Origin of the sequence: Bacillus sp. Xin1, from assembly GCF_013314535.1 — a bacterium.
Lineage (GTDB): Bacteria > Bacillota > Bacilli > Bacillales > Bacillaceae_G > Bacillus_A.
Genome location: NZ_JABUAE010000024.1, coordinates 23,608 through 47,351, shown reverse-complemented (window position 1 = coordinate 47,351; position 23,744 = coordinate 23,608). Strand labels below are relative to the sequence as shown.

Genomic DNA, 23,744 nt, shown 5'->3' with positions numbered 1-23,744 from the left:
AACTTACTTATCCGTTATAGTATATATATGTTAATCATCCGCTTTCTTTCCTTTACTATCTGGCACAACAACTCCACCGCTTCCATAATAAGATGGTACCTCTCCTTGTACAATTCGTGTCGCAATTGGGATATGCTGTTTTACCTTAACTTCTTTTGTGTGAAAGGGAATAATCACCTGCAGCGTCACATCAACTTCCATGACCACTTCAATTGCCGTATTGTTAATGCCGTGCGGTTTTACATTTTGCTTAATATCCGTATTCACATGGCCGATTGTTGTAAAATCAATCGGAATATCTGGTCCTAAATTACCAAGGAGTGCATTATCCGTTATACGTCCAAGAGGAACAGACATCGACACCCCGGTCTCTTCTGGAAGACCGAGCGCCTTCATATCCCCCTTCTCCACTTGATGCAAATATTTCTCTATGTATGCAGTAGTTGATGTTAAAATCTCATTTACTTGCTTTGTATTTAAATCGATTGTGGATACTTTTCCATTCTTATCGTTTTGTACTTTCATTAATGAATCCACATCAAATCCTTCCTTAATTCGATCCTTTACTGCTTTCGTCATAACAACCGTTGCCATTTTATGTGTCTGCACTTCTCCATACTTAATCAATGTCGGCTGAATACTTTTATTCACAATCCAGAAACCTTGTAAAGTTAACAATAAAAAAATGATAAACGAAATGAGTAGTACATGCCGAAAAGGAAGCGGCCCTTTTCGAAACCGCGAAGCTTTTGGACGAAATGTACGCATAAGAAAACCCTCCTTCTATTATCATTTCTATGCAAGAAAGAGGGACGATATATATAAATCCAATTTGATTTTCTAACATATACATTGCGGCTATATAAAATAAAAAGAGACTTCCACTCATTTTCTCCTTCTGTTTTCACATGGCATGGAACTAAAAAAGGAACCGACCGCTTCTATCTACCGGCGAATCCTCTCTACTACCTAAAAGGAATGAGTTTATGTCGGTCTTTCAATCCGTATTTATATATGCTTATATCATTTTTAATAGTGCATCTTTTCCAATTGTTCCTGCTGGAATGCCTAAAGCCTCGGCCCCAGTCGTAACCGATTCAAGCGGTGCTTCAAGCAGCTGTTCAATTGTTCTCACACCAACTGCGCGACCAGCAATAATTCCTCGGTCTCCTAATTTCTCATTTAAGAGCCCGACATCTAAAGCGCCACACATAATATATCCTTTATCGCTCATAACAGCCAGCAAATTTGTTTTTGGGAGCTTTACACTAACCGCTATAAACGTATAGTTATCAATTATAATCGGTTCCACATTCACCATAGTTCACACACTCCTCTCTTTCTTATCTTTATGAAAAGAGAAAAATGAGTGTTACAGGTTAACTAGCCTATAGTTTAATGGAAGATGTATAAGTTATTAACATCTCTGTTAACACATCTCGTAAGAGTTCTGGCATATAATATTGTTTTTCAGAAAGTGTGGATAGTTCTGGGTATAAGTACCCGAACGTAAACATATCAATCGTTCCAACAGTATATATGCGATCTAATTCTAAAGACTCCCCATTAATGAGCACATCTTTAAGCAAAATTTTATTTCCAGGAATCGTATCCGGAATAACTTCTATACCATCATAAATCATTTTCCCCATCACTTTCCCACGAAAACCGAGCCCTTTTACTTCAAGCTCTTCCATACTGGGACGACGTGCTTTTAAAATAACTTCCCGTAATGTTTTGCCTTTTACTTTTAGTGCACATGGATTAATTGGATGTGGACAAATTCGGTGGATATCGCCTCGTGTGACAATCCCTTCTTTTAATCCTTCTAATAATACCCCTGCATTCACCATGCCAACTTCAGCATTACACCACTCTTTTAATGCGCTTGCCAGTATACTAGAAAATGGTGTTTCCTTAAACCAATCAATTGGTAAAGGTTCCTTCAGCTCAACCACAGGTTCTGCCATTATATTTTCACTTTCTTTTTGCAACATTTCAATTGTGGATAACGGTTTACTATAAGCACTTAAACGCTCTGTTTTAATGGCTCTACCATCTTTTTTCAACAACTGCCCTGTTTCCTTATCCACAGTAAGCTGAACATGGCCGACGTAACGCCCCCACTTTTCACAACAACAAAGTAAAGTTCCATTCACGAGAACACCGCGCTCAAACAGATGATGTGTATGTGCTCCTAAAATTACATCGATATCATAATTCTCCGCCATATACTCATCGGCACTTTTCCCAAGATGGGAAAGTACAACTGTAATATGCGCTTTATCTTTTACTTCTGCCAAAATGGATTCTAAATGCATCATCGGATCTTCAATATGCCAATCTAACATCTTATAGAACTCCGGATAGGCTACTGTTAAACCGATCAAAGCTATAGTAATTCCTTCTGTAGTTGTATGAAGTTTATACGGCTTCGCCCAAGTAGGACGCACGCCCTCTTTTTCAAATAAATTCGCTACGAGCACCTCAAATCCAGCATGATCATATAAATGGTTTAAATGCTCCTTCGCTAATGTAATCCCTTCATTATTTCCAATCGTTACATAATCATATAACGCCTCGTTTAATAACTTCGTATTCCCCAGTCCATTTGTCGCTTCCGTAATACTATGAAAACGATCCACGTGATCGCCGATATCTAATGTTAAAACAGACTCCCCAGCCTCCTGTCTTCGCTTTTTCTCTTCGAGTACAAACCGAGAAATTTGTGGCCAATTTTCAAAATGACTATGTATATCGTTTGTATGATAAAGGTGGATGATTGTTTCTTTATTGATATCCAGAGAAAAAACCTCCTCTCAGTTCCTTACTGCATTTTACGTTATACGCGTGCAATAATCCTGTAAATACTTTTCGCCTTTTCTTGCTATTTTACATTGTACTGCGATTTCATGAAAATAGAAAAGATTCCGGGTTAAAAACTAAATAGTTCCGTTTTTGTGGAAAAAATCTAAAATAACACATAAAAGTAAGCTTCAAATATTCCCCAACTACAATTTTTAAATAACCTATGAGATAATCTCCTTACATACTACATATTGTAGAGATGATTTCTTTCAAATTGTGTTAAAATTTTGTTTGATACTATTCAATATACATTAATAAAGGTGAGGGTACCCAGTGAACAATAACAACAATACATATTGCACTATGGTTATATTTGGAGCAACAGGAGATTTAGCGAAGAGAAAATTATTCCCTTCTATATATAACCTATATAAAAAAGGACAGCTCTCTAAAAATTTTGCTGTTGTTGGTGTAGCGAGACGTGAATGGAGTGACGATGTATTTCGTGAAAATGTATTATCCTCTATTCAAGAGTCAAAAATTGAACCAGGGAATGATTTAGATGAATTTTTAACTCATTTTCGCTACTTAGCGTTTGATGTTACGAATACTGCTTCATACCAAGATTTGAATGCATTAATTACTAACCTTGAAGAACAATTCAATATTCCAGGAAACAGAATGTTTTATATGGCGATGGCTCCTGAATTCTTTGGAACAATTGCTTCTTACTTGAAATCAGAGGGCGTGACAAATTCAAGCGGCTGGAATCGATTGATTATTGAAAAGCCTTTTGGACATGACTTGCCATCCGCACAAAAATTAAATGAAGAACTTCGTCACGCATTTGCAGAAGATGAAATTTATCGTATTGACCATTATCTAGGAAAAGAAATGGTTCAAAACATTGGCGTTATTCGTTTTGCAAACGCAATATTTGAATCATTGTGGAATAATAGATACATCTCTAATATTCAAATTACATCCAGTGAATCTTTAGGTGTAGAGGATCGTGGAGGGTACTATGACAATTCCGGTGCCTTAAGAGATATGGTACAAAATCATATGTTACAAATGGTTGCTTTACTGGCAATGGAACCGCCAATTCGTTTAACAACAGAAGAAATCCGAAGCGAAAAAATTAAAGCATTACGTGCACTTCGACCAATAGCAGTAGAAGAAGTGGATCAATATTTTGTGCGAAGTCAATATGGTACAGGAACAATCAACGGAAAAGAAGTTCCTGGGTACAGAAGCGAAAATAAGGTGGATCCAAACTCAAGAACGGAAACATTTGTGGCGGGTAAATTATTAATAGACAATTTCCGCTGGTCTGGTGTGCCGATCTACATTCGTACAGGTAAACGCATGCAAGAGAAATCAACAAAAATCGTTATTCAGTTTAAAGAATTGCCAATGAATTTATATTCTAAATCAGAAAACAGCGTTCATCCGAACCTGCTTATTATTCATATTCAGCCGGATGAAGGAATTTCTCTTGTTTTAAATGGTAAGAAAATCGGTACTTCTGAAAAGACGACACCATTTAAACTTGATTACTGCAATGACTGCTTAGACAGAGTAAATACACCAGAAGCTTATGAGAAGCTGCTATATGATGCAATTCAAGGCGATGCAACAAACTTTACTCACTGGGATGAAGTAGCCTTATCATGGAAATTTGTTGATGTTATTTCTAAAGCATGGAAACAGGATGTATCAACCGATTTACTTACTTATGAATCAGGATCAATGGGACCTCAAGCTTCTGATGATTTGCTTGCAGAAAACGGCTTCCATTGGTGGCCAATTTCAGATGATAGTGACTACTCAATCTAATCATAGCAAAGGCGAAAGGAGAATTTTTATGAAGAAAGTATATGACATTACAGTACCTATTTACGAAGGAATGCCTGTATATAAAAATAAACCGGAAAAACAGCCTCAACTTTCTAAAGTTACAAACGGCCATGTAACAGAATCCATATTAAAAATGGATGCTCATACAGGAACGCATATTGATGCGCCTTTACATATGATCAATGACGGAGACACGTTTGAAACACTTGATATCGAGAAATTAGTGGGCGAAGCAAAGGTTTTTGACCTGACACATGTTGAAGGCGGCATTACTGCTGAAGACCTGAAAGATTTTGATATTCAAAAAGGGGATTTTGTATTATTTAAAACAAAGAACTCCTTCGATGAAGAATTTAACTTTGATTTTATTTATTTAGCTGAAAGCGGTGCGAAGCTGCTTGCTGAAAAAGGCATTCGCGGTGTTGGTATTGATGCATTAGGTGTTGAACGTGCACAAGAAGGCCATCCAACTCATAAAACACTATTTGCACACGATATTATTGTAATCGAAGGATTAACATTTAAAGAAGTAGAAGCAGGAACATACTTTATGGTCGCAGCTCCATTAAAACTAATGGGTACAGATGCAGCACCAGCGCGTGTGTTATTATTTCAATAAAGTGAAACTTTAAGCAGTGGGGGTTTTCCTCATCCCCCACTGCTTATTAGTTGAACCAATCGGGCCTTTACGGGCAGTTTATCTCCCACCTAACTTCTTTGCTTGCGCCGAATTTTGAGGTGGGAGTATTACTGCCCGTTAATGCGGGATAAAAAAATGGACCAAGATTTCAATCTTGGTCCATCTTTTATTTTATATCCATTTCGTATGGAATGTACCTTCTTTATCTACTCGTTTATACGTATGTGCTCCAAAATAATCGCGCTGCGCTTGTAACAAGTTTGCAGGTAGTGTTGCAGTACGATAGCTGTCATAGTAAGAAATCGCCGCTGAAAATGCAGGTACCGGAATACCTTGTTGTACAGCCAATGAGATAATTTGACGTAATCCGCCTTGGTATGACTCCACAATTTCTTTAAAGTATGGGTCAAGTAAAAGGTTCGATAAGTCAGTGTTCTTCTCATAAGCTTCTTTAATGTTCTGTAAAAAGGCTGCACGAATAATACATCCGCCTCTCCAAAGCATAGAAATGCTGCCAAAATCAAGGTTCCAGTCATATTCCTCAGAAGCTGCCTTTAATTGCGTGAATCCTTGCGCATAAGAACAAATTTTACTCATATATAAAGCTTGGCGCACTGCTTCAATTAATTCTGCTTTTTCAATTCCAAGCGCTGGTTTATCTTTAGGGCCAGATAATAATTTGCTTGCATGCACACGCTCTTCTTTTAAAGCAGAAATACAACGTGCGAATACAGATTCTGTGATAATCGGAAGAGAAATACCTAAATCAAGTGCACTTTGGCTTGTCCATTTCCCTGTGCCCTTTTGTCCCGCAGTATCAAGAATAACATCCACTAATGGCTTTCCAGTTTCTTCATCTTTCTTCGTGAAAATGTCTGCTGTAATCTCGATTAGATAGCTGTTCAGTTCGCCCTTATTCCATTCAGCAAATATTTCGTGAAACTCTTCTGCAGTCAAATCAAGTGTTTGTTTCAAGAAGAAATATGCCTCACAAATTAATTGCATATCTCCATACTCAATACCATTGTGAACCATCTTTACATAGTGACCTGCTCCATCCGGTCCGATATAAGAACAGCAAGGTTCACCATTCACTTTTGCAGAAATATTTTCAAGCATATCTTTCACTTTTTCATATGCATCCTTCTGTCCGCCCGGCATAATAGACGGCCCCTTCAATGCACCCTCTTCTCCGCCTGACACACCTGCACCAATGAAATTGATTCCTTTTTCGGCAAGACGTTTATTTCGGCGAATTGTATCGACAAAGTATGTATTACCGCCGTCAATTAAAATATCACCTTTATCAAGATAAGGAAGCAGCGAATCAATTGCTTTATCTGTAATTTCCCCTGCGTTAACCATTAATAAAATTTTTCTAGGTGATTCAAGTGCATTAACAAACTCTTCAACCATATGAGTACCAACCAAGTTTTTACCGCTGTTTTCCTCAATGATTTCATTTACTTTTTCCTTTGAAATATCATATAGGGCAACAGAATACCCTCTACTCTCAAAGTTAAGTGCAAGGCTTTTTCCCATAACGCCCACACCAACAACTCCAATTTGTTGCTTTGGCATATTTCATCGTTCCTTTCTATGCTGCATGTTGTCTTGACTATATTATAATATATAAGCCTAAGTGAAACTTTAATCAAGTAATATATTTTGTTAATTTTAATATGAGATTCAGTCGAGATCTGTAAACCTAGATCATAAGGACATTGCAACGATTTTTCCATCAGTGAGGGTTTTCTTCATCCCCACCTTAAACCAGGCTATGCCCTGTACGTTTTGAAGATTGGATTTTATTACCGATTCCCCCATAAAATAAAAGCGCTTGCATAATTAAAAATCCGAGTTATAATACTTGTATACAAGTATACTTGATTAACATAAGAAGGTGAAGTTATGGCGGAATCAATGGAATTTCTTTATCCTGAAAAATGGCTTTCAAAAGCTTCTACTGGTGATCGTGTTGCAAGCGAACTGAGAATGCGTATTATTTCAGGCAAAATTGAAAGCGGTACCATTCTATCAGAAAATAAATTAGCTGCCGATTTTTCTGTAAGTCGGTCACCCGTTCGTGAAGCACTAAAAGTATTGGCTTCTGAAAATATCATTCGCTTAGAAAGAATGGGTGCCGTTGTCATTGGTTTAACCGAAAAAGAAATCGAAGAAATATATGATGTCCGTTTACTCATAGAAACGTTTATCTTTGAACGGCTTGTAAAGATAGACACAAATGAGTTAGTAAGGGAACTGAATAAAATTATGGAAATGATGAAAATCGCCATCAAATATCATGATGCTGATGAGTTTTCTTATCAAGATGTCTTATTCCATGAAACGATTATTCGCGCCATTCAGCATTCCTATATCTTGATGATTTGGAATAATTTAAAGCCTGTTATGGAAGGCTTCATTCTTTTATCAATGCGTACCCGTTTCAAAGAAAAGTACGAAGACTTTGAACGTATTATCAAAAATCATGAGCTTTATATAAGAGCAATCGAATCAAAAGATCGAGCCCTCATGATTGAAGCCTTACATCAAAACTTTGATGATGTTCAAGGGAAAGTTGAAGACCTCTGGATGTCACAACAAATATTATCTAAAGGAGTAGAGCAAGAACATGAGTAGCTACATGTTAGGTATAGATATTGGTACAACAAGTACCAAAGCAGTATTATTTACTGAAAAAGGCGAAGTCATTCAAACAGAGAATATTGGTTACCCACTTCGCACACCGGATATATCCACAGCGGAACAAGATCCAGAAGAGATTTTTCAAGCTGTTTTGCAATCGATTTCAAATATAACGAAACATCATTCAGATAAAAAACCATCGTTTATTTCATTTAGCAGTGCCATGCATAGTGTCATTGCCATGGATGAAAATGACCAGCCGCTGACACCTTGTATCACCTGGGCAGATAATCGCAGTGAGGCCTGGGCACATAAAATCAAAGATGAACTGAATGGTCATGAAGTTTATAGACGAACAGGAACACCTATTCACCCCATGTCACCATTAAGTAAAATTACTTGGATTGTGAATGACCATACTGAAATCGCTGTTAAAACGAAAAAATATATCGGAATCAAAGAATATATATTTAAAAAATTCTTTGATCAATATGTTGTCGATCATTCCCTCGCTTCATGCATGGGTATGATGAATTTAAAAACACTAGATTGGGATGAAGAAGCTTTAAAAATTGCTGGTATAACACCTGCTCAATTATCTGAACTCGTACCAACTACCAAAATATACAGCAACTGTAATCCAGATGTAGCGAAAAGAATTGGTATCGACCCACAAACACCGTTTGTCATTGGTGCTAGTGATGGAGTGCTTTCGAATCTAGGTGTGAATGCAATTAGAAAAGGCGAGATTGCGGTCACAATCGGGACAAGTGGTGCCATTCGAACCATAATTGACAAGCCACAAACAGATAAAAAAGGAAGAATATTCTGCTATGCCTTAACGGAAAAGCATTGGGTAATTGGTGGACCAGTAAACAATGGCGGAATGGTCCTTCGCTGGATTCGCGATGAACTTGCCTCATCAGAAGTAGAAACTGCGAAAAGACTAGGAATTGATCCATACGATGTATTAACGAAAATTGCTGAACGTGTGAGACCTGGTGCAGACGGATTATTATTCCATCCATACCTCGCGGGTGAACGTGCGCCATTATGGAATCCAGATGTACGCGGCTCATTCTTCGGTTTAACGATGTCACATAAGAAGGAACACATGATTCGCGCAGCCTTAGAAGGCGTTATTTATAATTTATACACTGTATTTTTAGCATTAACCGAATGCATGGACGGTCCTGTAACTAGGATTCAAGCAACAGGAGGTTTCGCAAGGTCTGACGTTTGGCGACAAATGATGTCCGATATTTTCGCATCTGAAGTCGTTGTTCCAAAAAGCTACGAAAGTTCCTGTCTAGGTGCATGTATATTAGGTCTCTATGCCACGGGAAAAATCGATTCTTTTGAAATCGTTTCCGAAATGGTTGGCAGCACCTACAAACACACACCAACAGAAGAAGCAACAAAAGAATACAGACAATTACTACCGATATTTATCAACCTATCAAGAGCATTAGAAGACGATTATACACGGATTGCCAATTATCAAAGAAGCTTAATAAAGTGAAAATTTTATCAGTGCCCCCCCCCACTCCTCATCTCTCTTTGAATCTTGAGGTCGGGGCTTACTGCTCAAAAATAAGGGGATAAACACAAATAAAGCTAATATTAGGGGGGAAATTACGATGCCATTAGTCATTGTAGCAATTGGGATTTTAGCATTACTTGTATTAATCATGCGCTTTAAATTAAACACATTTATTTCATTAATTATTGTATCGTTCGGTGTTGCTTTAACACTTGGAATGCCACCAGAAAAAATTGTAAAAACCATTGAAGCAGGATTAGGCGGCACACTTGGCCATTTAGCACTCGTTTTTGGACTTGGTGCGATGTTAGGCAAATTGCTCTCAGATGCCGGGGGCGCACAACGCATTGCTATGACTCTTGTGAACAAATTCGGTAAAAAGAACATTCAATGGGCTGTCGTGACTGCCTCATTTATTATCGGTATTGCATTATTTTTTGAAGTAGGATTAGTATTATTAATTCCGATTGTATTTGCCATTTCAAGAGAACTAAAAGTTTCAATCTTGTATCTCGGTATTCCGATGGCAGCAGCTCTATCTGTAACACACGGATTTTTGCCGCCACACCCAGGACCAACCGCTATTGCTGGTGAACTTGGTGCAAACATTGGTGAAGTATTACTTTACGGTTTTATTATAGCTATTCCAACAGTTATTTTAGCTGGACCTGTATTTACTAAAATTGCGAAAAAGCTAGTACCTGAAGCATTCAAAAAAACCGGTAATATAAGCTCTCTAGGTGAACAGAAAGTATTTAAACTTGAAGATACGCCTAGTTTTGGAATCAGTGTTTTTACCGCTTTACTACCTGTTATTTTAATGGCAATCGCTACGATTATTACTTTGCTGCAAAAAACAATAGGATTTGAAGATAATAGTTTACTAGCAGCTATCCAGTTTATTGGGAATGCAGATACTGCCATGTTGATATCCTTATTAGTTGCTATCTATACAATGGGATTAGCAAGAAATATTCCAATCAAAAACGTGATGGAATCTTGTACAACAGCTATCTCAAATATTGGGATGATGCTCTTAATCATTGGTGGAGGTGGAGCCTTCAAACAAGTATTAATTGATGGCGGTGTTGGTAACTATGTAGCCGAATTATTCAAAGGAACTTCATTATCACCAATTTTGCTTGCATGGATTATCGCTGCCATCTTACGTATTTCCTTAGGATCTGCTACAGTTGCTTCATTAACAACTGTCGGTTTAATGATTCCAATGTTAGGTAACACAGACGTTAACCTTGCCTTAGTTGTCCTTGCAACAGGAGCTGGTAGTTTAATTGCTTCACATGTGAACGATGCTGGTTTCTGGATGTTCAAAGAATATTTTGGTTTAAGCATGAAAGAAACATTTGCAACATGGACCTTACTTGAGACTATCATTTCCGTATCTGGATTAGGATTTACTTTATTACTAAGCTTATTTGTATAGTTACTTTTTGAACTCCACGGTAACGGGTGGATTAATCGGCTATAGCATTTACATCGGCATGAAAAAATTATGGATTCGCTATAAACGCATCAATAAAGCCACCTCATTTTGATGATGAGGTGACTTTCTATGTGTCCAATATGGTTGAAGGGTCTTTATATCGTGTCGAAGCGCCGATAAATGATCCATTTGTGCCGATATATCGTAAAAAGCGCTGATATATTTGCCGCCAATTAAAAAAGCGCCCTGCAAACAGAGCGCTTCGAGCGTATACATCACCTTTAATTATAACTAATATTAGAGGTTGGGTATAATGTCGTCCCACCAATCCAGATGTTTATTTCATTTGTTAACGGAACATTTTGTTCATTAATAACTGTTCTCCACCATTCCCATGCAAGACCTGTGCATTCCCATGCTAAGACTTTTATATTTTTTGAATTAGGTGGAAGTGGTATGACTGTAGAGAAATGAGCAGTTCTGTTTTTACCGTTTGCTTCCCAAGTTTTATGAGATAGTACTTCATTTCCATTTTCATCATATGAGAATTCATCCCAAGATACATCAAATTGAGCAACATATGCACCATAATGATCAAGCGTCATTTTACCACCGGAATATTCTGTAGATGTAGTCTCAATATAGTCTGTATTATTATGAACAGCAGCAGTTGCGTTATCTTTTAAGAAAGTGCTTGTATATGAAATTGGGTATGCTGGATTTTTAGGACTTAATTCTGCATTATCTTTAATGATATTTCTTATTTCATTAAAATCTTTTGTAACAACTTTGTTATGCTCTTTTGAACCTCCGCCTAATACTACAGCGGTAAAAGTACTGTCTTCAAAAATATCTTTGTACTGTCCACTCGTTTCGACGCTGTTATTCTTAATTAAGGCTTTAAAGGCAGCTTGTACATCTTTGCTCTTAGAAGTTGTTTCTAATTTCACATAAATTGTTCTGCCGTAAGCTACATTTGATACCATAACAGGCGGAGCCGTATTACTTACCCCTTTACGAGTTAACTCTGCAAAAGTAACACTACTATCAAAAAGGTCTGATGGATTGTTAGGTAGTTCTGCACTTACGGTATAAAAAATTTGCTTATATGCCGCAACCATCACTTTTTTCTCTCCACTTGCAATCGCATTAAAGTCAATATTTAGCCCATTATCAAGATATTTAGCGTTAACATTAAGAGCACTTGCTATTTGAGATTTACTATAAACCATAGATTCTGTATACTGCATTCTTGCAGGTAACGTATGTGTTGTTGAATACTTTTCATTCCAAGTAGATACTAAATCATCTACTGCCCCAGACACATTACTATATGTTGGATTTTGAACAGTTATTGTATTTTCTTTTCTCATGCCAGGTAAGTCTATACTAATATTCAAAGGTTTTCTTTTAGCCACTAATAAACTAGGCTGATTATCTGCAAAAGCTTTATTTGCAAGTTGTACTGCTCCTGGATAAGTACGATTAGCCACAGAATCAATAATCGAAATATCGACTGGTGAAGTTGTAAGTGATTTTTTCTCACGTTCAATTACAACAAATTTACCATTTGAATTTATACTTTCTTTCGGAACAAAACTCTCTACTTTATCACCATTTACTGCTAAAACCTCTTGATTATTATACTTTAGATTTGCTATGCCAGTATCAATGCCACTAGCATTTTTTGCTGCATCAGCTGAATTACCTGTTTTTGTTTCCGCGAAAGAAATAGATGAATAATTAATAGTGCATAAACCAACTAAGAAGCATACTAGAATTTTTATTCCTTTAAAATAATTTATAACTTTCAAAAAATTCCCTCCTTTTTTGTGAAAATTATATCATATCATGTCGATTTTTGTATATTGATAATTTTTTTTACTTATTCAAATTAGATAGTTTTTCAGCTACTTTCATATACCCGAGTATCCTGACAAATTAAATATCGTATGAAAAGCCACCTCATTTTGCAAAATGAGGTGGCTTTTCACAGATCGAACATCGTCACAAAGTCTTTATCCGCATTAATGGGCAGTAAATGCTAGAGAATAGCCGGGAAGAAAACTGCCCGTAAAAGCCCGATTAGTTTACAAATAGTGCTGATATATTTACCACCAAGTAAAAAAGCGCCCTGTAATCAGGGCGCTTCCACTTTAAATATTAACCAATAGAACCTTCCATCTCAAACTTGATTAGGCGGTTCATTTCAACTGCGTATTCCATTGGAAGTTCGCGAGTGAATGGCTCGATGAAGCCCATTACGATCATTTCTGTAGCTTCTTGCTCAGAAATACCGCGGCTCATTAGGTAGAATAATTGTTCTTCTGATACTTTAGATACTTTCGCTTCGTGCTCAAGTGAAACGTAATCGTTTTTGATTTCGTTGTAAGGAATTGTATCAGATGTAGATTGGTTATCCATAATTAACGTGTCACACTCGATGTTAGAGCGAGAGTTTTTCGCTTTTGGTCCGAAGTGTACGATACCACGATAAGTTACTTTACCACCATGCTTCGCAATCGATTTAGAAACGATTGTTGAAGATGTGTTTGGTGCTAAGTGAATCATTTTCGCACCAGCATCTTGGTGTTGGCCTTTACCAGCAATCGCGATAGATAATGTTAAACCACGAGCGCCTTCGCCTTTTAAGATAACTGCTGGGTATTTCATCGTTAATTTAGATCCGATGTTACCGTCAATCCATTCCATCGTTGCGTTTTCTTCACAAACCGCACGTTTTGTAACTAGGTTGTATACGTTGTTCGCCCAGTTTTGGATTGTAGTGTAACGGCAATATGCATCTTTCTTAATGATGATTTCTACTACCGCACTGTGAAGTGAGTTAGTCGTGTAAACAGGTGCTGTACAACCTTCTACGTAGTGTACGTGTGCGCCTTCGTCTACGATAATAAGCGTACGCTCGAATTGTCCCATATTTTCAGAGTTAATACGGAAATACGCTTGAAGTGGTGTATCAACTTTAACACCTTTTGGAACGTAGATGAATGATCCACCAGACCAAACTGCAGAGTTTAATGCAGAGAATTTGTTGTCTGTTGGTGGGATTACTTTTCCGAAATGCTCACGGAAAATGTCTTCGTTCTCTTTTAATGCGCTATCTGTATCTTTAAATACGATTCCTAGAGCTTCTAGGTCTTCTTTCATGTTGTGGTATACAACTTCAGATTCGTACTGTGCAGATACACCCGCTAAATATTTTTGCTCAGCTTCTGGAATACCTAATTTATCAAATGTAGCTTTAATTTCATCAGGTACTTCATCCCAAGACTTCTCAGATTTCTCAGATGGTTTTACGTAGTACGTAATTTCATCGAAATCTAAGTCATTTAAATCGCCGCCCCATTGTGGCATTGGCATTTCGTAGAACTTATCCAGTGATTTTAAACGGAAGTCTAACATCCACTGTGGTTCTTCTTTCATACGTGAAATCTCTTCAACGATCTCTTTTGTTAAACCGCGTCCAGCACGGAAAATCGAAACGTCTTTGTCCTTGAAACCATATTTGTAATCGCCGATATCTGGCAGTTGCTTCGCCATGTTGGTGTGTCCCTCCTTAGATAACCTCGTTTTTAGGAACCTTTAACATTACTTATCTTCGTTTAAGCCCTTTTCTAACGCTTTCCACGCTAATGTTGCACATTTAATACGTGCTGGGAACTTGCATACGCCTTGTAATGCTTCAATATCTCCTAAATCAATGCTGTCATCATACTCTTTTCCTAGCATCATGTCAGAGAAAATTTTAGAAAGCTGAAGTGCTTCTTCAATTTTCTTTCCTTTTACTGCTTGTGTCATCATTGAAGCTGAAGACATTGAGATTGAACATCCTTCGCCTTCAAACTTCGCCTCTTTTACAATACCTTCTTCTACTTTCATCGTAAGTTGAATACGATCGCCGCAAGTTGGATTGTTCAAGTTAACAGTAACACTATCTTCTAACACGCCATGGTTACGAGGATTTTTGTAATGATCCATAATAACTTGACGATATAACGTATCTAAATTATTAAATGACATTTGTGAAATACTCCTTTGTCTTGATTAGCGATTCAACAAATGTATCAATTTCTTCTTTTGTATTATATAAATAGAAGCTCGCACGTGCTGTTGAAGAAGCTTTTAGCCACTTCATAAGCGGCTGTGCACAGTGATGTCCTGCGCGAACCGCAATACCTTCTACATCTAATACCGTTGCTACATCGTGAGGATGTACGTCTTCGATATTAAATGTAACAAGACCAGCGCGATGCTTTGGACCATAAATTGTAACGCCATCTACTTCTGATAGTCTTTCTAAAGCGTATTGCGCTAATTCATGCTCATGCTTTTCAATATTATCAAGACCGATTTCTTCTAAGAAATCAATTGCCGCACCAAGTCCGATTGCATTACCAATAATCGGTGTACCTGCTTCAAACTTCCACGGAAGCTCTTTCCAAGTAGATTCTTGTAAATCTACGAAATCAATCATTTCGCCACCAAATTCAATTGGCTCCATATTGTTCAGCAATTCTTTCTTACCATATAATACGCCGATACCTGTAGGTCCGCACATCTTATGAGCAGATAATGCGTAGAAATCACAGTTTAAATCTTGTACATCTACTTTCATATGAGGTGTACTTTGCGCACCATCAACGACCATGATTGCACCGTTTTGGTGTGCGATTGCTCCGATTTCTTTTACAGGGTTAATCGTTCCAAGTACGTTAGACACATACATGATAGAAACGATTTTTGTATTCGGTGTAATTGTTTGACGAGCATCTTCTATCGAAATTGTCCCATCTGGTTGAAGTGGAAGATATTTTAAAGTTGCGCCAGTTTTCTTCGCAACTTGCTGCCACGGAATGATGTTACTATGGTGCTCCATGTAAGAAATTACGATTTCATCGCCTTCTTTTACATTTTCAAGACCATAGCTAGCCGCTACTGTATTTAATGCAGTTGTCGTTCCGCGCGTGAAAATAATCTCTTCCATTGATTTCGCGTTAATAAACTTGCGAACTTTCTCACGTGCACCTTCATACGCATCGGTCGCTTTCGTACCGAGCGTATGAACACCGCGATGCACGTTAGAATTGTATTCTTTATAATAACGTTCTAACGTTTCAATCACTTGAATTGGTTTTTGAGAAGTTGCTGCACTATCGAAATAAACAAGTTGTTTGCCGTTCACTTTTTGATCAAGAATTGGAAACTGTTTGCGTATTTCATGAATATTCATTAGCGAACTTTCCTTTCAATTACCTCAACAAGCTGTGCTTTTACTCCTTCAATTGGAAGCTCATTTACTACAGGTGCTAAGAATCCATGGATGACTAAACGTTCTGCTTCGCGTTTTGGAATACCACGGCTCATCAAGTAGTATAGTTGTACTGGATCTACGCGACCTACTGAAGCTGCGTGACCTGCCATTACATCATCTTCGTCAATTAAAAGAATTGGGTTCGCATCACCACGAGCTTTTTCGTCTAACATAAGAACGCGAGAAGATTGTTGTGCATTGGATTTAGATGCACCGTGTTCAATCTTACCAATTCCGTTAAAGATAGATGTTGCACTATCTTTTTGTACACCGTGTTTTAAGATGAAACCTTCAGAGTGTTTACCGAAGTGAACAACTTTCGTTGTAAAGTTTTGTGTTTGGTTACCACGGCCAATTGTTACTGTTTTCGTATCAGCAAATGAACCGTCACCCATTAGGTTCGTAACGTTCTCTGCAATTGTGTTTCCATCATTCATAAGGCCTAGAGCCCAATCAATGCGGCCGTCGCGTCCTACAATGCCGCGGCGGTTAACGTAAGTTGTTACGTCTTTTGCTAATAGATCAACCGCACCGAATTTCACTTGTGCCCCTTGTTCCACGATTACTTCTGCTACGATATTTGCAATACCTTTAGCATTTTCATTTGCAACGTAGTTTTCTACATAAGTTGCAGTACTGTTCGCATCAGCTACGAATAATACGTGGTTATATACGTTAGCTTCTTCGCCGTCTACTAAGAATACAGCTTGAAGTGGAGTTTCAAGAACAACGTTTTTCGGAACATATACGAATGCACCGCCGTTGATTAATGCAGCATGAAGTGCTGTTAAACGATGCTCGTCTACCTTCACACCGTCTTTCATTAAGTACTTTTGTACTAATTCAGCATGCTCAGTTGCAGCTGTTACGATGTCTGTAAAGATAACACCTTTTTCTTTTGCTTCGTCTGCTAAAGAAACGAATGCAGTAGTACCAGTGCGTTGTACTAATACGCTGTTATTTTCATCGATTAAGTTTTTCACTGCTTCTGGAAGTTCAGTTAAAGAACTTACAGACTCTTGCTTAGCAGTTTGACCTTTTCCGATAAAGTCCCATTTATCGATTTTTGTTTTATCAGGCGTTGGCATTGGAAGTTCAGTTGCTTGTGCAAGAGCTTGTAAGCGGAACTCAGTCAACCAAGCAGCTTCGTTTACTTCGCTAGCGCGCTGACGGATTGTTTCTTGATCGAAAGGTAATGTACCGATTGTCATGTTTATGCTCCTCTCTTACGCTTCTTGCTCTGCTGTTTCGTCTTCAATACCTAATTCTTTTTTAATCCAGTCGTAACCTTCAGCTTCTAGACGTTGTGCAAGCTCAGGGCCACCAGATTTAACAATGCGACCGTTCATCATAACGTGAACGAAGTCTGGAGTGATGTAGTTTAATAAACGTTGGTAATGCGTAATCATTAGGCAACCGAACTCTTCGCCGCGCATTTCGTTAATACCTTTAGATACAACTTTTAGTGCATCGATATCAAGACCAGAGTCGATCTCATCTAAGATTGCGATTTTTGGCTCGATCATCATTAATTGAAGAATTTCGTTACGTTTTTTCTCACCACCAGAGAAACCTTCATTTAAGTAACGTTGTGCCATTTCTGGATCCATTTCTAGGAATTCCATATTTTTATCTAATTTACGTATAAATTTCATAAGAGAAATTTCATCGCCTTCTTCGCGGCGTGCATTAATTGCAGAACGTAAGAAGTCAGCGTTTGTTACTCCGCTAATTTCACTTGGATATTGCATTGCTAGGAATAGACCCGCTTGTGCGCGCTCATCTACTTCCATTTCTAATACATCTTCACCGTCGATGATGATGCTACCTTCTGTTACTTCATATTTTGGGTGACCCATAATTGCAGAAGATAAAGTTGATTTACCCGTTCCGTTAGGTCCCATAATTGCGTGGATTTCTCCACCTTTTACTTCAAGGTTTACACCTTTTAAAATTTCTTTACCATCGATTGATACATGTAAGTCTTTAACCGTTAATGTAGAACCAGCCATCTCAATACCTCCATTAATCCTCTATATACATTTTAAAAATTCCTAAAACATTCACATTCTCATTTTATTCTCATTCTAATTTTATATCAAATAAAATAATATCGCAAACGCTGAGAAAATGTAACAATTTTTTCACAAATGTATATAAGTATTTCTCTCACATCCTATTATGATACACCTTTCTTCTTATTTATATAAAGAAAAAAGGGCTGGAAATTTCCTAGCCCCTTTCATGCCTACTCATTTACCGGAAGTACTGCTCCCTTATATTCTTTATTAATAAAATCTTGAATTTCTTTTGAATGCAAAACTTCTACTAATTCCTTAATTTCTTTTTTCTTTTCATCGCCTTTACGAACGGCAATAATATTTGCATACGGAGAATCTGATCCTTCAATTGCAATTGCATCTTTTGTAGGATTTAATTTTGCGTCAATTGCATAGTTTGAATTAATGAATAAAGCATCACCTTCATTATTTTCGTATAACTTTGGTGAAAGCCCTGGCTCAACATCTGTTTTAAACTTCAAGTTCTTGGGATTCTCCACAATATCTTTGACTGTCGCCTTAACGATATCTACACCATCTTTCAGTTTAATGACGCCACCTTTTTGCAATAATGCAAGCATACGGCCGCGTTCCGCTACGTTATTACTCATAATAACAGTCCCACCATCCGGAAGGTCTTTTAAACTTTTATATTTTTTAGAATAGATTCCCATTGGCTCTAAATGGATTTTCCCTGCATTTACAATTTTATATCCCTTTTCCTCGATCTCCTTATCTAAATAAGGAATGTGTTGAAAATAGTTGGCATCAATGTCTTTATCGGCTAACGCTTTATTAGGTAACACATAATCTTGGAATGTTTTAATTTTTAGTTTGATTCCTTTTTTCTCTAATATTGGCTGTGCTTTTTCTAAAATAACAGCATGCGGCACGTTAGAAGCTCCAACAACCAGTGTACTTTCATCTTTCCCACCGCAAGCTGCTAACGCAAGTACAAATATTGTTATAAAAACTGATAGTATGATTTTCTTCATATGACGGCACCTTCTTTTTTGTAATTTTCAGAATAAATATTGTATACAGATCTTTTTCTTATCATTCGATTTCTTACTTCCCAAAGGAAAAATAAGAGCTGGCATTTACCAGCCCTTATGAAAAACAATTATTCTTTCACAGGAACAACTGCCCCTTTATATTCTTTATTTATAAAGTCCTCAATCTCTTTAGAATGTAACACTTCTACAAGTGCTTTAATTTCTTTTTTGTCCTTATCACCTTTACGAACCGCAACTACGTTTGCATACGGAGAGTCGTTTCCTTCGATCGCAATCGCATCTTTCTCTGGGTTTAATTTTGCGTCAATCGCATAGTTTGAGTTAATTAAAACCGCATCGCCTTCTTTATTGTTATACACTTGTGGCAATAAGCCAGGCTCAATATCTGTTTTAAACTTCAAATTTTTTGGATTTTCCGCAATATCTTTTGTAGTCGCTTTAACAGGGTCTACACCATCTTTAATTTTTAAAATGCCCTCTTTTTGTAAAATCGCTAAACCACGTCCATGGTCGGCAACAGAGTTACTCATAATAATTGTCGCTCCGTTTGGAAGCTCTTTTAAACTTTTATATTTTTGAGAATATACACCGATTGGTTCTAAATGAATTTTCCCTGCCACTTCAAACTTGTAGCCCTTATCTTTAATCTCTTTCTCTAAATACGGAATATGCTGGAAGTAGTTCGCATCTAACTCTTTATCTGCTAAAGATTTATTTGGCAATACATAATCTTGGAATGGTTTGATGTCCAATTGGATACCTTTTTTCTCAAGTAACGGTTTTGCTTTCTCTAAAATCTCAGCGTGTGGTACATTAGAAGCTCCGACAACAAGTTTTTTTTCATCTTTATCTTTCCCACCACAAGCAGCTAGCCCAAAAATTGACGTTGTAATAAGTGCTGTAAGTAATAATTTTTTCATTTGAAACACCCTCCCATTTTAATTATCGTTTATCAATTCGAATTGTTACACGATCACCAATCCACTGAATTAAAAATACAACGAGTAATACACAAATTGTTGCAACGATTGTTACATCGTTATTCCCACGCTGAAATCCTTCTAAATAAGCAAGTGTACCAAGACCACCAGCACCGACAACACCAGCCATTGCTGTATAGCCTACAAGTGCAATTGTCGTTACTGTAATACCAGAAGTTAACGCTGGTAATGATTCAGGAATCAATACTTTCCAAATAATCGTACTCGTTTTTGCTCCCATTGCTTTTGAGGCTTCAATAACCCCTTTATCAATCTCGCGAAGTGCAATTTCAACCATCCTTGCATAAAACGGTGCCGCTCCAATTATTAAAGCCGGAAGTGCTGCACTTGCTCCAAGAATTGTTCCAAGGAGAATCTTCGTAAATGGAATTAATAAAATAATTAAAATGATAAATGGAATGGAACGAAAGATATTTACAAACGCTCCAATTATAGTATGAATCGCTTTGTTTTCCCACAAGTTATCTTTAGATGTCATAAAGAGTAATAATCCTAAAATAAGGCCAAAAACAAATGTAGCAAGCGCTGCGATTGCCGTCATATATAATGTTTCACCTGTCGCTTCTAGCATTTTACTCCAATCAACGTTCGCTAATAACTTATCCATGTGCAATCACCTCCAGCTCTACTTGTTCTTGATGGATTCCTGCTATCGCTTGCTGGATTGCTGCTTCTGAACCATTTAAGTGCACAATTAAATTCCCGTAAGATCCATTGTTTGTTTGAGCGATATTCCCTTGCAAAACACTTACTTCTAGATCCTCTCGCCTCATTAACCTTTGAAGCACCGGGCGTTCTACAGAATCTCCAATAAACTGTAAACGAATGACTTTTCCATCTGGATATTTTTCTAATAAGCTCTCAATCGTTTCATTTGTATCTTCAGAATCCGTAAGCTGTTGTACAAAACGTTTTGTAATCTCCTGCTGCGGGTCACGGAATACATCTAGAACAGGACCACTTTCTACAATTTTTCCTTTTTCCATGACCGCAACGCGATTACAAATCTTGCGAATTACATGCATTTCATGTGTAATCAGTACAATTGTTAAGCCAAGTCGTTTATTAATATCTAATAGTAAATCTAAAATTTGATCTGTTGTTTCTGGATCAAGTGCTGATGTCGCTTCATCACATAAGAGTACTTTCGGATTGTTTGCTAATGCTCTTGCAATCCCAACGCGCTGCTTTTGTCCACCGCTCAATTGAGATGGATATGCATCGCCCCTTCCTTCCAATCCAACCAGATGAATCAACTCATCCACACGCTTTTTTCGCTGCTCTTTATCGACACCTGCAATTTCAAGTGGAAAAGCGATATTTTCACGTACAGTTCTTGACCAAAGTAAGTTAAAGTGCTGAAAAATCATTCCGATTTCTTGTCTTGCTTTTCGAAGTTCATTTCCAGTAATTGCTGAAATAACACGATTGGCTATCGTAATCTGTCCAGAAGTTGGTTTCTCTAATTGATTAAATAATCTAATTAAAGAACTTTTACCAGCGCCACTATATCCGATAACACCAAAGATCTCGCCTTTTTCTATTTTTAAATTGGCATCATCTACAGCAGTGACATCACCGCTTTTTGATTTATATATTTTCTTTACGTTTTCCAATAAAATCATGATGTTCACCCCTTTTTGAATTAAAAAGCGCAAGCAGCTCGTTTAGATTTACTCCACAATTTTTTATTTTTCATGCAAGAAATCTATCGCTATCGCTCCTCTTATTATTCGAATGTCCTCCTCATTCAAACAACAAAAAAACCTTTCTGCTTTTAGAATGAGCAGAAAGGTTTATATGCGTATATCAACATGATCCCTTCCTCTCATCTCTCAAAGCATTTGCTTTGCAGGAATTGGCACCATTTCAATATAAAAATTGACGGTTGCCGGGCTTCATAGGGCTCAGTCCCTCCACCTCTCTTGATAAGAGAAATCAGATTTAATTTTCGTCTGATTTAAAATTTATGAAATTGTCTATATTTTATGAATTGAATTGTATCAACATACATCCACTATGTCAACAAAAAATTCTCAAAAAACGAAACTTCAGACTATTAAGCGCCTACTGGCATTGGCTTACATATATGAAATACGGATTCTAATAATAACATCGTACGATACGTTCCGTTATATTGCACACGTCCGCTGTGCAATAGTGTTTGCAACCGAACCTTTCCAGTAACTAATCGTCTTAAATCTTCTTCCTGAAAACAAATAAGTTGCTCCGTTCCCCGTGTCTCTTTCAAAAGCTGTATATACTCTCTTGAAATTTGAAGTGAGCAATACTCATCTCCAAAACGAAAATTAATCGTTTTTTCTCCTTGCCGAAGAAGCGGTTCTAGATGATATTGGCTATTAGCATACGTAACAAATGATTGAAGCAACGAATATAATCCCATTCTAGTCACATCCTTCATCTCACTTTCTACTAAATACCATTCCATCTTCTCAAACAGCAATCCTGTTACTTTCTCTCGACAAATAACGTATCCCTTCTATCGTTCAGGCATATTTCCCAAGAAATATGTCGAGGCGGCAAAAACTTTGCCGCCTACTGTAATTCTATATATAAATATTCCACCGAATGAAATGCATATATTTTCTTCACAAGTGTTCCACGCTCAAATATGAGTAAACAAGGTACACTTTCTATCTCATACTCTCGCGCTAAATGTGGCGCATAGTTTAAATCCAGCATTCCTATTTCCAACTCAGATATAGTCGCTTCTACCACTGTTAACATCTTCTTTGCTAATTGACATGTTCCACACATCGGTGTATATACATATAACACTGTTTTTTCTTGGTCTGCTATTAGAGCTGTAGCTTCAGCACTTGTCCAGTCAATCACTTCTATCATTCCTTACCGTAAATATTCTGTATAAACGTCAATGTCAGCTCCCCATAATACGTTCGCTAAATGATTAGAAGGAGCAGTCGCCACTTCACGGTACGAACGATCGATGTAAATATGCTCGGCCTGCGGGAATTCTTTTCGAAATTGTTTTCTAAGTTTTTCACCTGCAGCATCAGCATCCACTAGCACATATACTTCTTTATCAAAAAACTGATCAATGAGCTCATCCATTTTCGACAAACCAATTGTACCATTTGTACAAACAATTTCCACTGGTTCACGAATAATAGATTCAATCTTTCTTCTATCTGATTTTCCTTCGACAATAATGACTTTCTCTACATAGACCATATGTCATCACCCGATCACCATATACTATAAAACAACCTTACTTTAGTATATAGTATATTCGATATTTTCATGTTGTTTCCTGTTTATTTTTGCAAAGAAAAGCAGAGGCGGCTCGTTCAGAATGTGAGGGGGATGGAGCTTCTGACGTAGAGGCGCTCTTTCGTTCCACAATACAAAA

The 23,744-nt window shown here is 37.4% G+C and carries 22 protein-coding genes and 1 riboswitch; of the genes, 5 read left to right on the top strand and 17 right to left on the bottom strand.

All coding sequences use genetic code 11. The features are described 5' to 3' along the window. Nucleotides 1-30: 30 nt before the first annotated feature. The 3 genes from yunB to HRG09_RS18785 all read right to left on the bottom strand — a co-directional run bounded on the left by yunB (nucleotide 31) and on the right by HRG09_RS18785 (nucleotide 2,780). A complete protein-coding gene (gene yunB, locus HRG09_RS18795) occupies nucleotides 31-768 on the bottom strand; it encodes a sporulation protein YunB (protein ID WP_174102396.1) in 738 nt (245 codons plus the stop codon). Between the two features lie 250 nt (nucleotides 769-1,018). Next, on the bottom strand, nucleotides 1,019-1,321 hold the full coding sequence (locus HRG09_RS18790; protein ID WP_026594181.1) for a YunC family protein: 303 nt from the start codon (nucleotides 1,319-1,321) through the stop codon (nucleotides 1,019-1,021). Nucleotides 1,322-1,388: 67 nt separating this feature from the next. Beyond that, entirely contained in the window at nucleotides 1,389-2,780 is a 1,392-nt protein-coding gene (locus HRG09_RS18785; RefSeq protein WP_174102424.1) for a bifunctional metallophosphatase/5'-nucleotidase, read from the bottom strand. A gap of 391 nt (nucleotides 2,781-3,171) precedes the next feature. On the opposite strand from HRG09_RS18785, the gene zwf reads away from it, so the two are divergent. After that, entirely contained in the window at nucleotides 3,172-4,647 is a 1,476-nt protein-coding gene (gene zwf / locus HRG09_RS18780) for a glucose-6-phosphate dehydrogenase (protein WP_217448096.1), read from the top strand. Between the two features lie 28 nt (nucleotides 4,648-4,675). Further along, complete coding sequence (locus HRG09_RS18775) at nucleotides 4,676-5,287, top strand: cyclase family protein (protein WP_174102394.1); 612 nt, start codon at nucleotides 4,676-4,678, stop codon at nucleotides 5,285-5,287. 192 nt (nucleotides 5,288-5,479) lie between these two features. Here HRG09_RS18775 and gndA read toward each other — a convergent pair whose 3' ends face one another. After that, nucleotides 5,480-6,889 carry an NADP-dependent phosphogluconate dehydrogenase gene (gene gndA, locus HRG09_RS18770; protein WP_174102393.1) on the bottom strand — a complete coding sequence of 470 codons (1,410 nt, stop codon included), beginning with the start codon at nucleotides 6,887-6,889 and terminating at the stop codon, nucleotides 5,480-5,482. 330 nt (nucleotides 6,890-7,219) lie between these two features. On the opposite strand from gndA, the gene HRG09_RS18765 reads away from it, so the two are divergent. The 3 genes from HRG09_RS18765 (at nucleotide 7,220) to HRG09_RS18755 (ending at nucleotide 10,944) form a co-directional block, all read left to right on the top strand. Then, a complete protein-coding gene (locus HRG09_RS18765) occupies nucleotides 7,220-7,951 on the top strand; it encodes a GntR family transcriptional regulator (RefSeq protein WP_174102392.1) in 732 nt (243 codons plus the stop codon). After that, nucleotides 7,944-9,479, top strand: coding sequence for a gluconokinase (gene gntK, locus HRG09_RS18760; protein WP_174102391.1), 1,536 nt, complete (start codon nucleotides 7,944-7,946; stop codon nucleotides 9,477-9,479). Before HRG09_RS18765 ends, gntK begins: the two co-directional genes overlap by 8 nt. Nucleotides 9,480-9,597: 118 nt before the next feature. Further along, entirely contained in the window at nucleotides 9,598-10,944 is a 1,347-nt protein-coding gene (locus tag HRG09_RS18755) for a GntP family permease (RefSeq protein ID WP_174102390.1), read from the top strand. A 281-nt stretch (nucleotides 10,945-11,225) separates the two neighbouring features. On the opposite strand, the gene HRG09_RS18750 is transcribed toward HRG09_RS18755, so the two are convergent. From HRG09_RS18750 to HRG09_RS18690, 13 genes are all read right to left on the bottom strand, one after another. Next, nucleotides 11,226-12,758, bottom strand: a complete 1,533-nt coding sequence (locus HRG09_RS18750; protein ID WP_174102389.1) for a thiol-activated cytolysin family protein — start codon at nucleotides 12,756-12,758, stop codon at nucleotides 11,226-11,228. Between the two features lie 349 nt (nucleotides 12,759-13,107). After that, nucleotides 13,108-14,505 (bottom strand): Fe-S cluster assembly protein SufB, encoded by a 1,398-nt coding sequence (gene sufB / locus HRG09_RS18745; RefSeq protein ID WP_001118827.1) that lies wholly within the window; start codon nucleotides 14,503-14,505, stop codon nucleotides 13,108-13,110. 48 nt (nucleotides 14,506-14,553) lie between these two features. Then, nucleotides 14,554-14,985: a Fe-S cluster assembly sulfur transfer protein SufU gene (sufU, locus tag HRG09_RS18740; RefSeq protein ID WP_098545586.1), complete on the bottom strand. Its 432-nt coding sequence runs from the start codon at nucleotides 14,983-14,985 to the stop codon at nucleotides 14,554-14,556. Then, nucleotides 14,975-16,195, bottom strand: coding sequence for a cysteine desulfurase SufS (gene sufS / locus HRG09_RS18735; protein WP_174102388.1), 1,221 nt, complete (start codon nucleotides 16,193-16,195; stop codon nucleotides 14,975-14,977). Before sufS ends, sufU begins: the two co-directional genes overlap by 11 nt. Continuing rightward, nucleotides 16,195-17,487, bottom strand: a complete 1,293-nt coding sequence (gene sufD / locus HRG09_RS18730; protein ID WP_174102387.1) for a Fe-S cluster assembly protein SufD — start codon at nucleotides 17,485-17,487, stop codon at nucleotides 16,195-16,197. Before sufD ends, sufS begins: the two co-directional genes overlap by 1 nt. 15 nt (nucleotides 17,488-17,502) lie before the next feature. Beyond that, on the bottom strand, nucleotides 17,503-18,288 hold the full coding sequence (gene sufC / locus HRG09_RS18725) for a Fe-S cluster assembly ATPase SufC (RefSeq protein WP_017153244.1): 786 nt from the start codon (nucleotides 18,286-18,288) through the stop codon (nucleotides 17,503-17,505). Nucleotides 18,289-18,524: 236 nt separating this feature from the next. Continuing rightward, entirely contained in the window at nucleotides 18,525-19,331 is an 807-nt protein-coding gene (metQ, locus tag HRG09_RS18720; RefSeq protein WP_174102386.1) for a methionine ABC transporter substrate-binding lipoprotein MetQ, read from the bottom strand. 128 nt (nucleotides 19,332-19,459) lie between these two features. Beyond that, on the bottom strand, nucleotides 19,460-20,272 hold the full coding sequence (gene metQ, locus HRG09_RS18715) for a methionine ABC transporter substrate-binding lipoprotein MetQ (protein WP_174102385.1): 813 nt from the start codon (nucleotides 20,270-20,272) through the stop codon (nucleotides 19,460-19,462). 22 nt (nucleotides 20,273-20,294) lie between these two features. Further along, nucleotides 20,295-20,960, bottom strand: coding sequence for a methionine ABC transporter permease (locus HRG09_RS18710; RefSeq protein ID WP_174102384.1), 666 nt, complete (start codon nucleotides 20,958-20,960; stop codon nucleotides 20,295-20,297). Next, nucleotides 20,953-21,978, bottom strand: a complete 1,026-nt coding sequence (locus HRG09_RS18705) for a methionine ABC transporter ATP-binding protein (protein ID WP_174102383.1) — start codon at nucleotides 21,976-21,978, stop codon at nucleotides 20,953-20,955. The genes HRG09_RS18710 and HRG09_RS18705 overlap by 8 nt, the downstream gene beginning before the upstream one ends. Before the next feature lie 200 nt (nucleotides 21,979-22,178). Next, nucleotides 22,179-22,288, bottom strand: a riboswitch (SAM riboswitch). A gap of 124 nt (nucleotides 22,289-22,412) precedes the next feature. Further along, a complete protein-coding gene (locus tag HRG09_RS18700; protein WP_174102423.1) occupies nucleotides 22,413-22,757 on the bottom strand; it encodes a hypothetical protein in 345 nt (114 codons plus the stop codon). Nucleotides 22,758-22,909: 152 nt separating this feature from the next. Continuing rightward, complete coding sequence (locus tag HRG09_RS18695) at nucleotides 22,910-23,218, bottom strand: thioredoxin family protein (protein WP_174102382.1); 309 nt, start codon at nucleotides 23,216-23,218, stop codon at nucleotides 22,910-22,912. A 3-nt stretch (nucleotides 23,219-23,221) separates the two neighbouring features. Then, nucleotides 23,222-23,566: a toprim domain-containing protein gene (locus HRG09_RS18690; RefSeq protein WP_000263236.1), complete on the bottom strand. Its 345-nt coding sequence runs from the start codon at nucleotides 23,564-23,566 to the stop codon at nucleotides 23,222-23,224. Between the last annotated feature and the right edge of the window lie 178 nt (nucleotides 23,567-23,744).

Coding starts and splice junctions, on each gene's coding strand:
- sufB (WP_001118827.1), bottom strand. CDS start 14,505: ATGGCGAAGCAACTGCCAGATATCGGCGATTACAAATATGGTTTCAAG.
- sufD (WP_174102387.1), bottom strand. CDS start 17,487: ATGACAATCGGTACATTACCTTTCGATCAAGAAACAATCCGTCAGCGC.
- sufC (WP_017153244.1), bottom strand. CDS start 18,288: ATGGCTGGTTCTACATTAACGGTTAAAGACTTACATGTATCAATCGAT.
- HRG09_RS18775 (WP_174102394.1), top strand. CDS start 4,676: ATGAAGAAAGTATATGACATTACAGTACCTATTTACGAAGGAATGCCT.
- HRG09_RS18710 (WP_174102384.1), bottom strand. CDS start 20,960: ATGGATAAGTTATTAGCGAACGTTGATTGGAGTAAAATGCTAGAAGCG.
- sufU (WP_098545586.1), bottom strand. CDS start 14,985: ATGTCATTTAATAATTTAGATACGTTATATCGTCAAGTTATTATGGAT.
- HRG09_RS18690 (WP_000263236.1), bottom strand. CDS start 23,566: ATGGTCTATGTAGAGAAAGTCATTATTGTCGAAGGAAAATCAGATAGA.
- metQ (WP_174102385.1), bottom strand. CDS start 20,272: ATGAAAAAATTATTACTTACAGCACTTATTACAACGTCAATTTTTGGG.
- HRG09_RS18765 (WP_174102392.1), top strand. CDS start 7,220: ATGGCGGAATCAATGGAATTTCTTTATCCTGAAAAATGGCTTTCAAAA.
- HRG09_RS18705 (WP_174102383.1), bottom strand. CDS start 21,978: ATGATTTTATTGGAAAACGTAAAGAAAATATATAAATCAAAAAGCGGT.
- zwf (WP_217448096.1), top strand. CDS start 3,172: ATGGTTATATTTGGAGCAACAGGAGATTTAGCGAAGAGAAAATTATTC.
- gndA (WP_174102393.1), bottom strand. CDS start 6,889: ATGCCAAAGCAACAAATTGGAGTTGTTGGTGTGGGCGTTATGGGAAAA.
- HRG09_RS18755 (WP_174102390.1), top strand. CDS start 9,598: ATGCCATTAGTCATTGTAGCAATTGGGATTTTAGCATTACTTGTATTA.
- metQ (WP_174102386.1), bottom strand. CDS start 19,331: ATGAAGAAAATCATACTATCAGTTTTTATAACAATATTTGTACTTGCG.
- HRG09_RS18790 (WP_026594181.1), bottom strand. CDS start 1,321: ATGGTGAATGTGGAACCGATTATAATTGATAACTATACGTTTATAGCG.
- yunB (WP_174102396.1), bottom strand. CDS start 768: ATGCGTACATTTCGTCCAAAAGCTTCGCGGTTTCGAAAAGGGCCGCTT.
- sufS (WP_174102388.1), bottom strand. CDS start 16,195: ATGAATATTCATGAAATACGCAAACAGTTTCCAATTCTTGATCAAAAA.
- HRG09_RS18700 (WP_174102423.1), bottom strand. CDS start 22,757: ATGGGATTATATTCGTTGCTTCAATCATTTGTTACGTATGCTAATAGC.
- HRG09_RS18695 (WP_174102382.1), bottom strand. CDS start 23,218: ATGATAGAAGTGATTGACTGGACAAGTGCTGAAGCTACAGCTCTAATA.
- gntK (WP_174102391.1), top strand. CDS start 7,944: ATGAGTAGCTACATGTTAGGTATAGATATTGGTACAACAAGTACCAAA.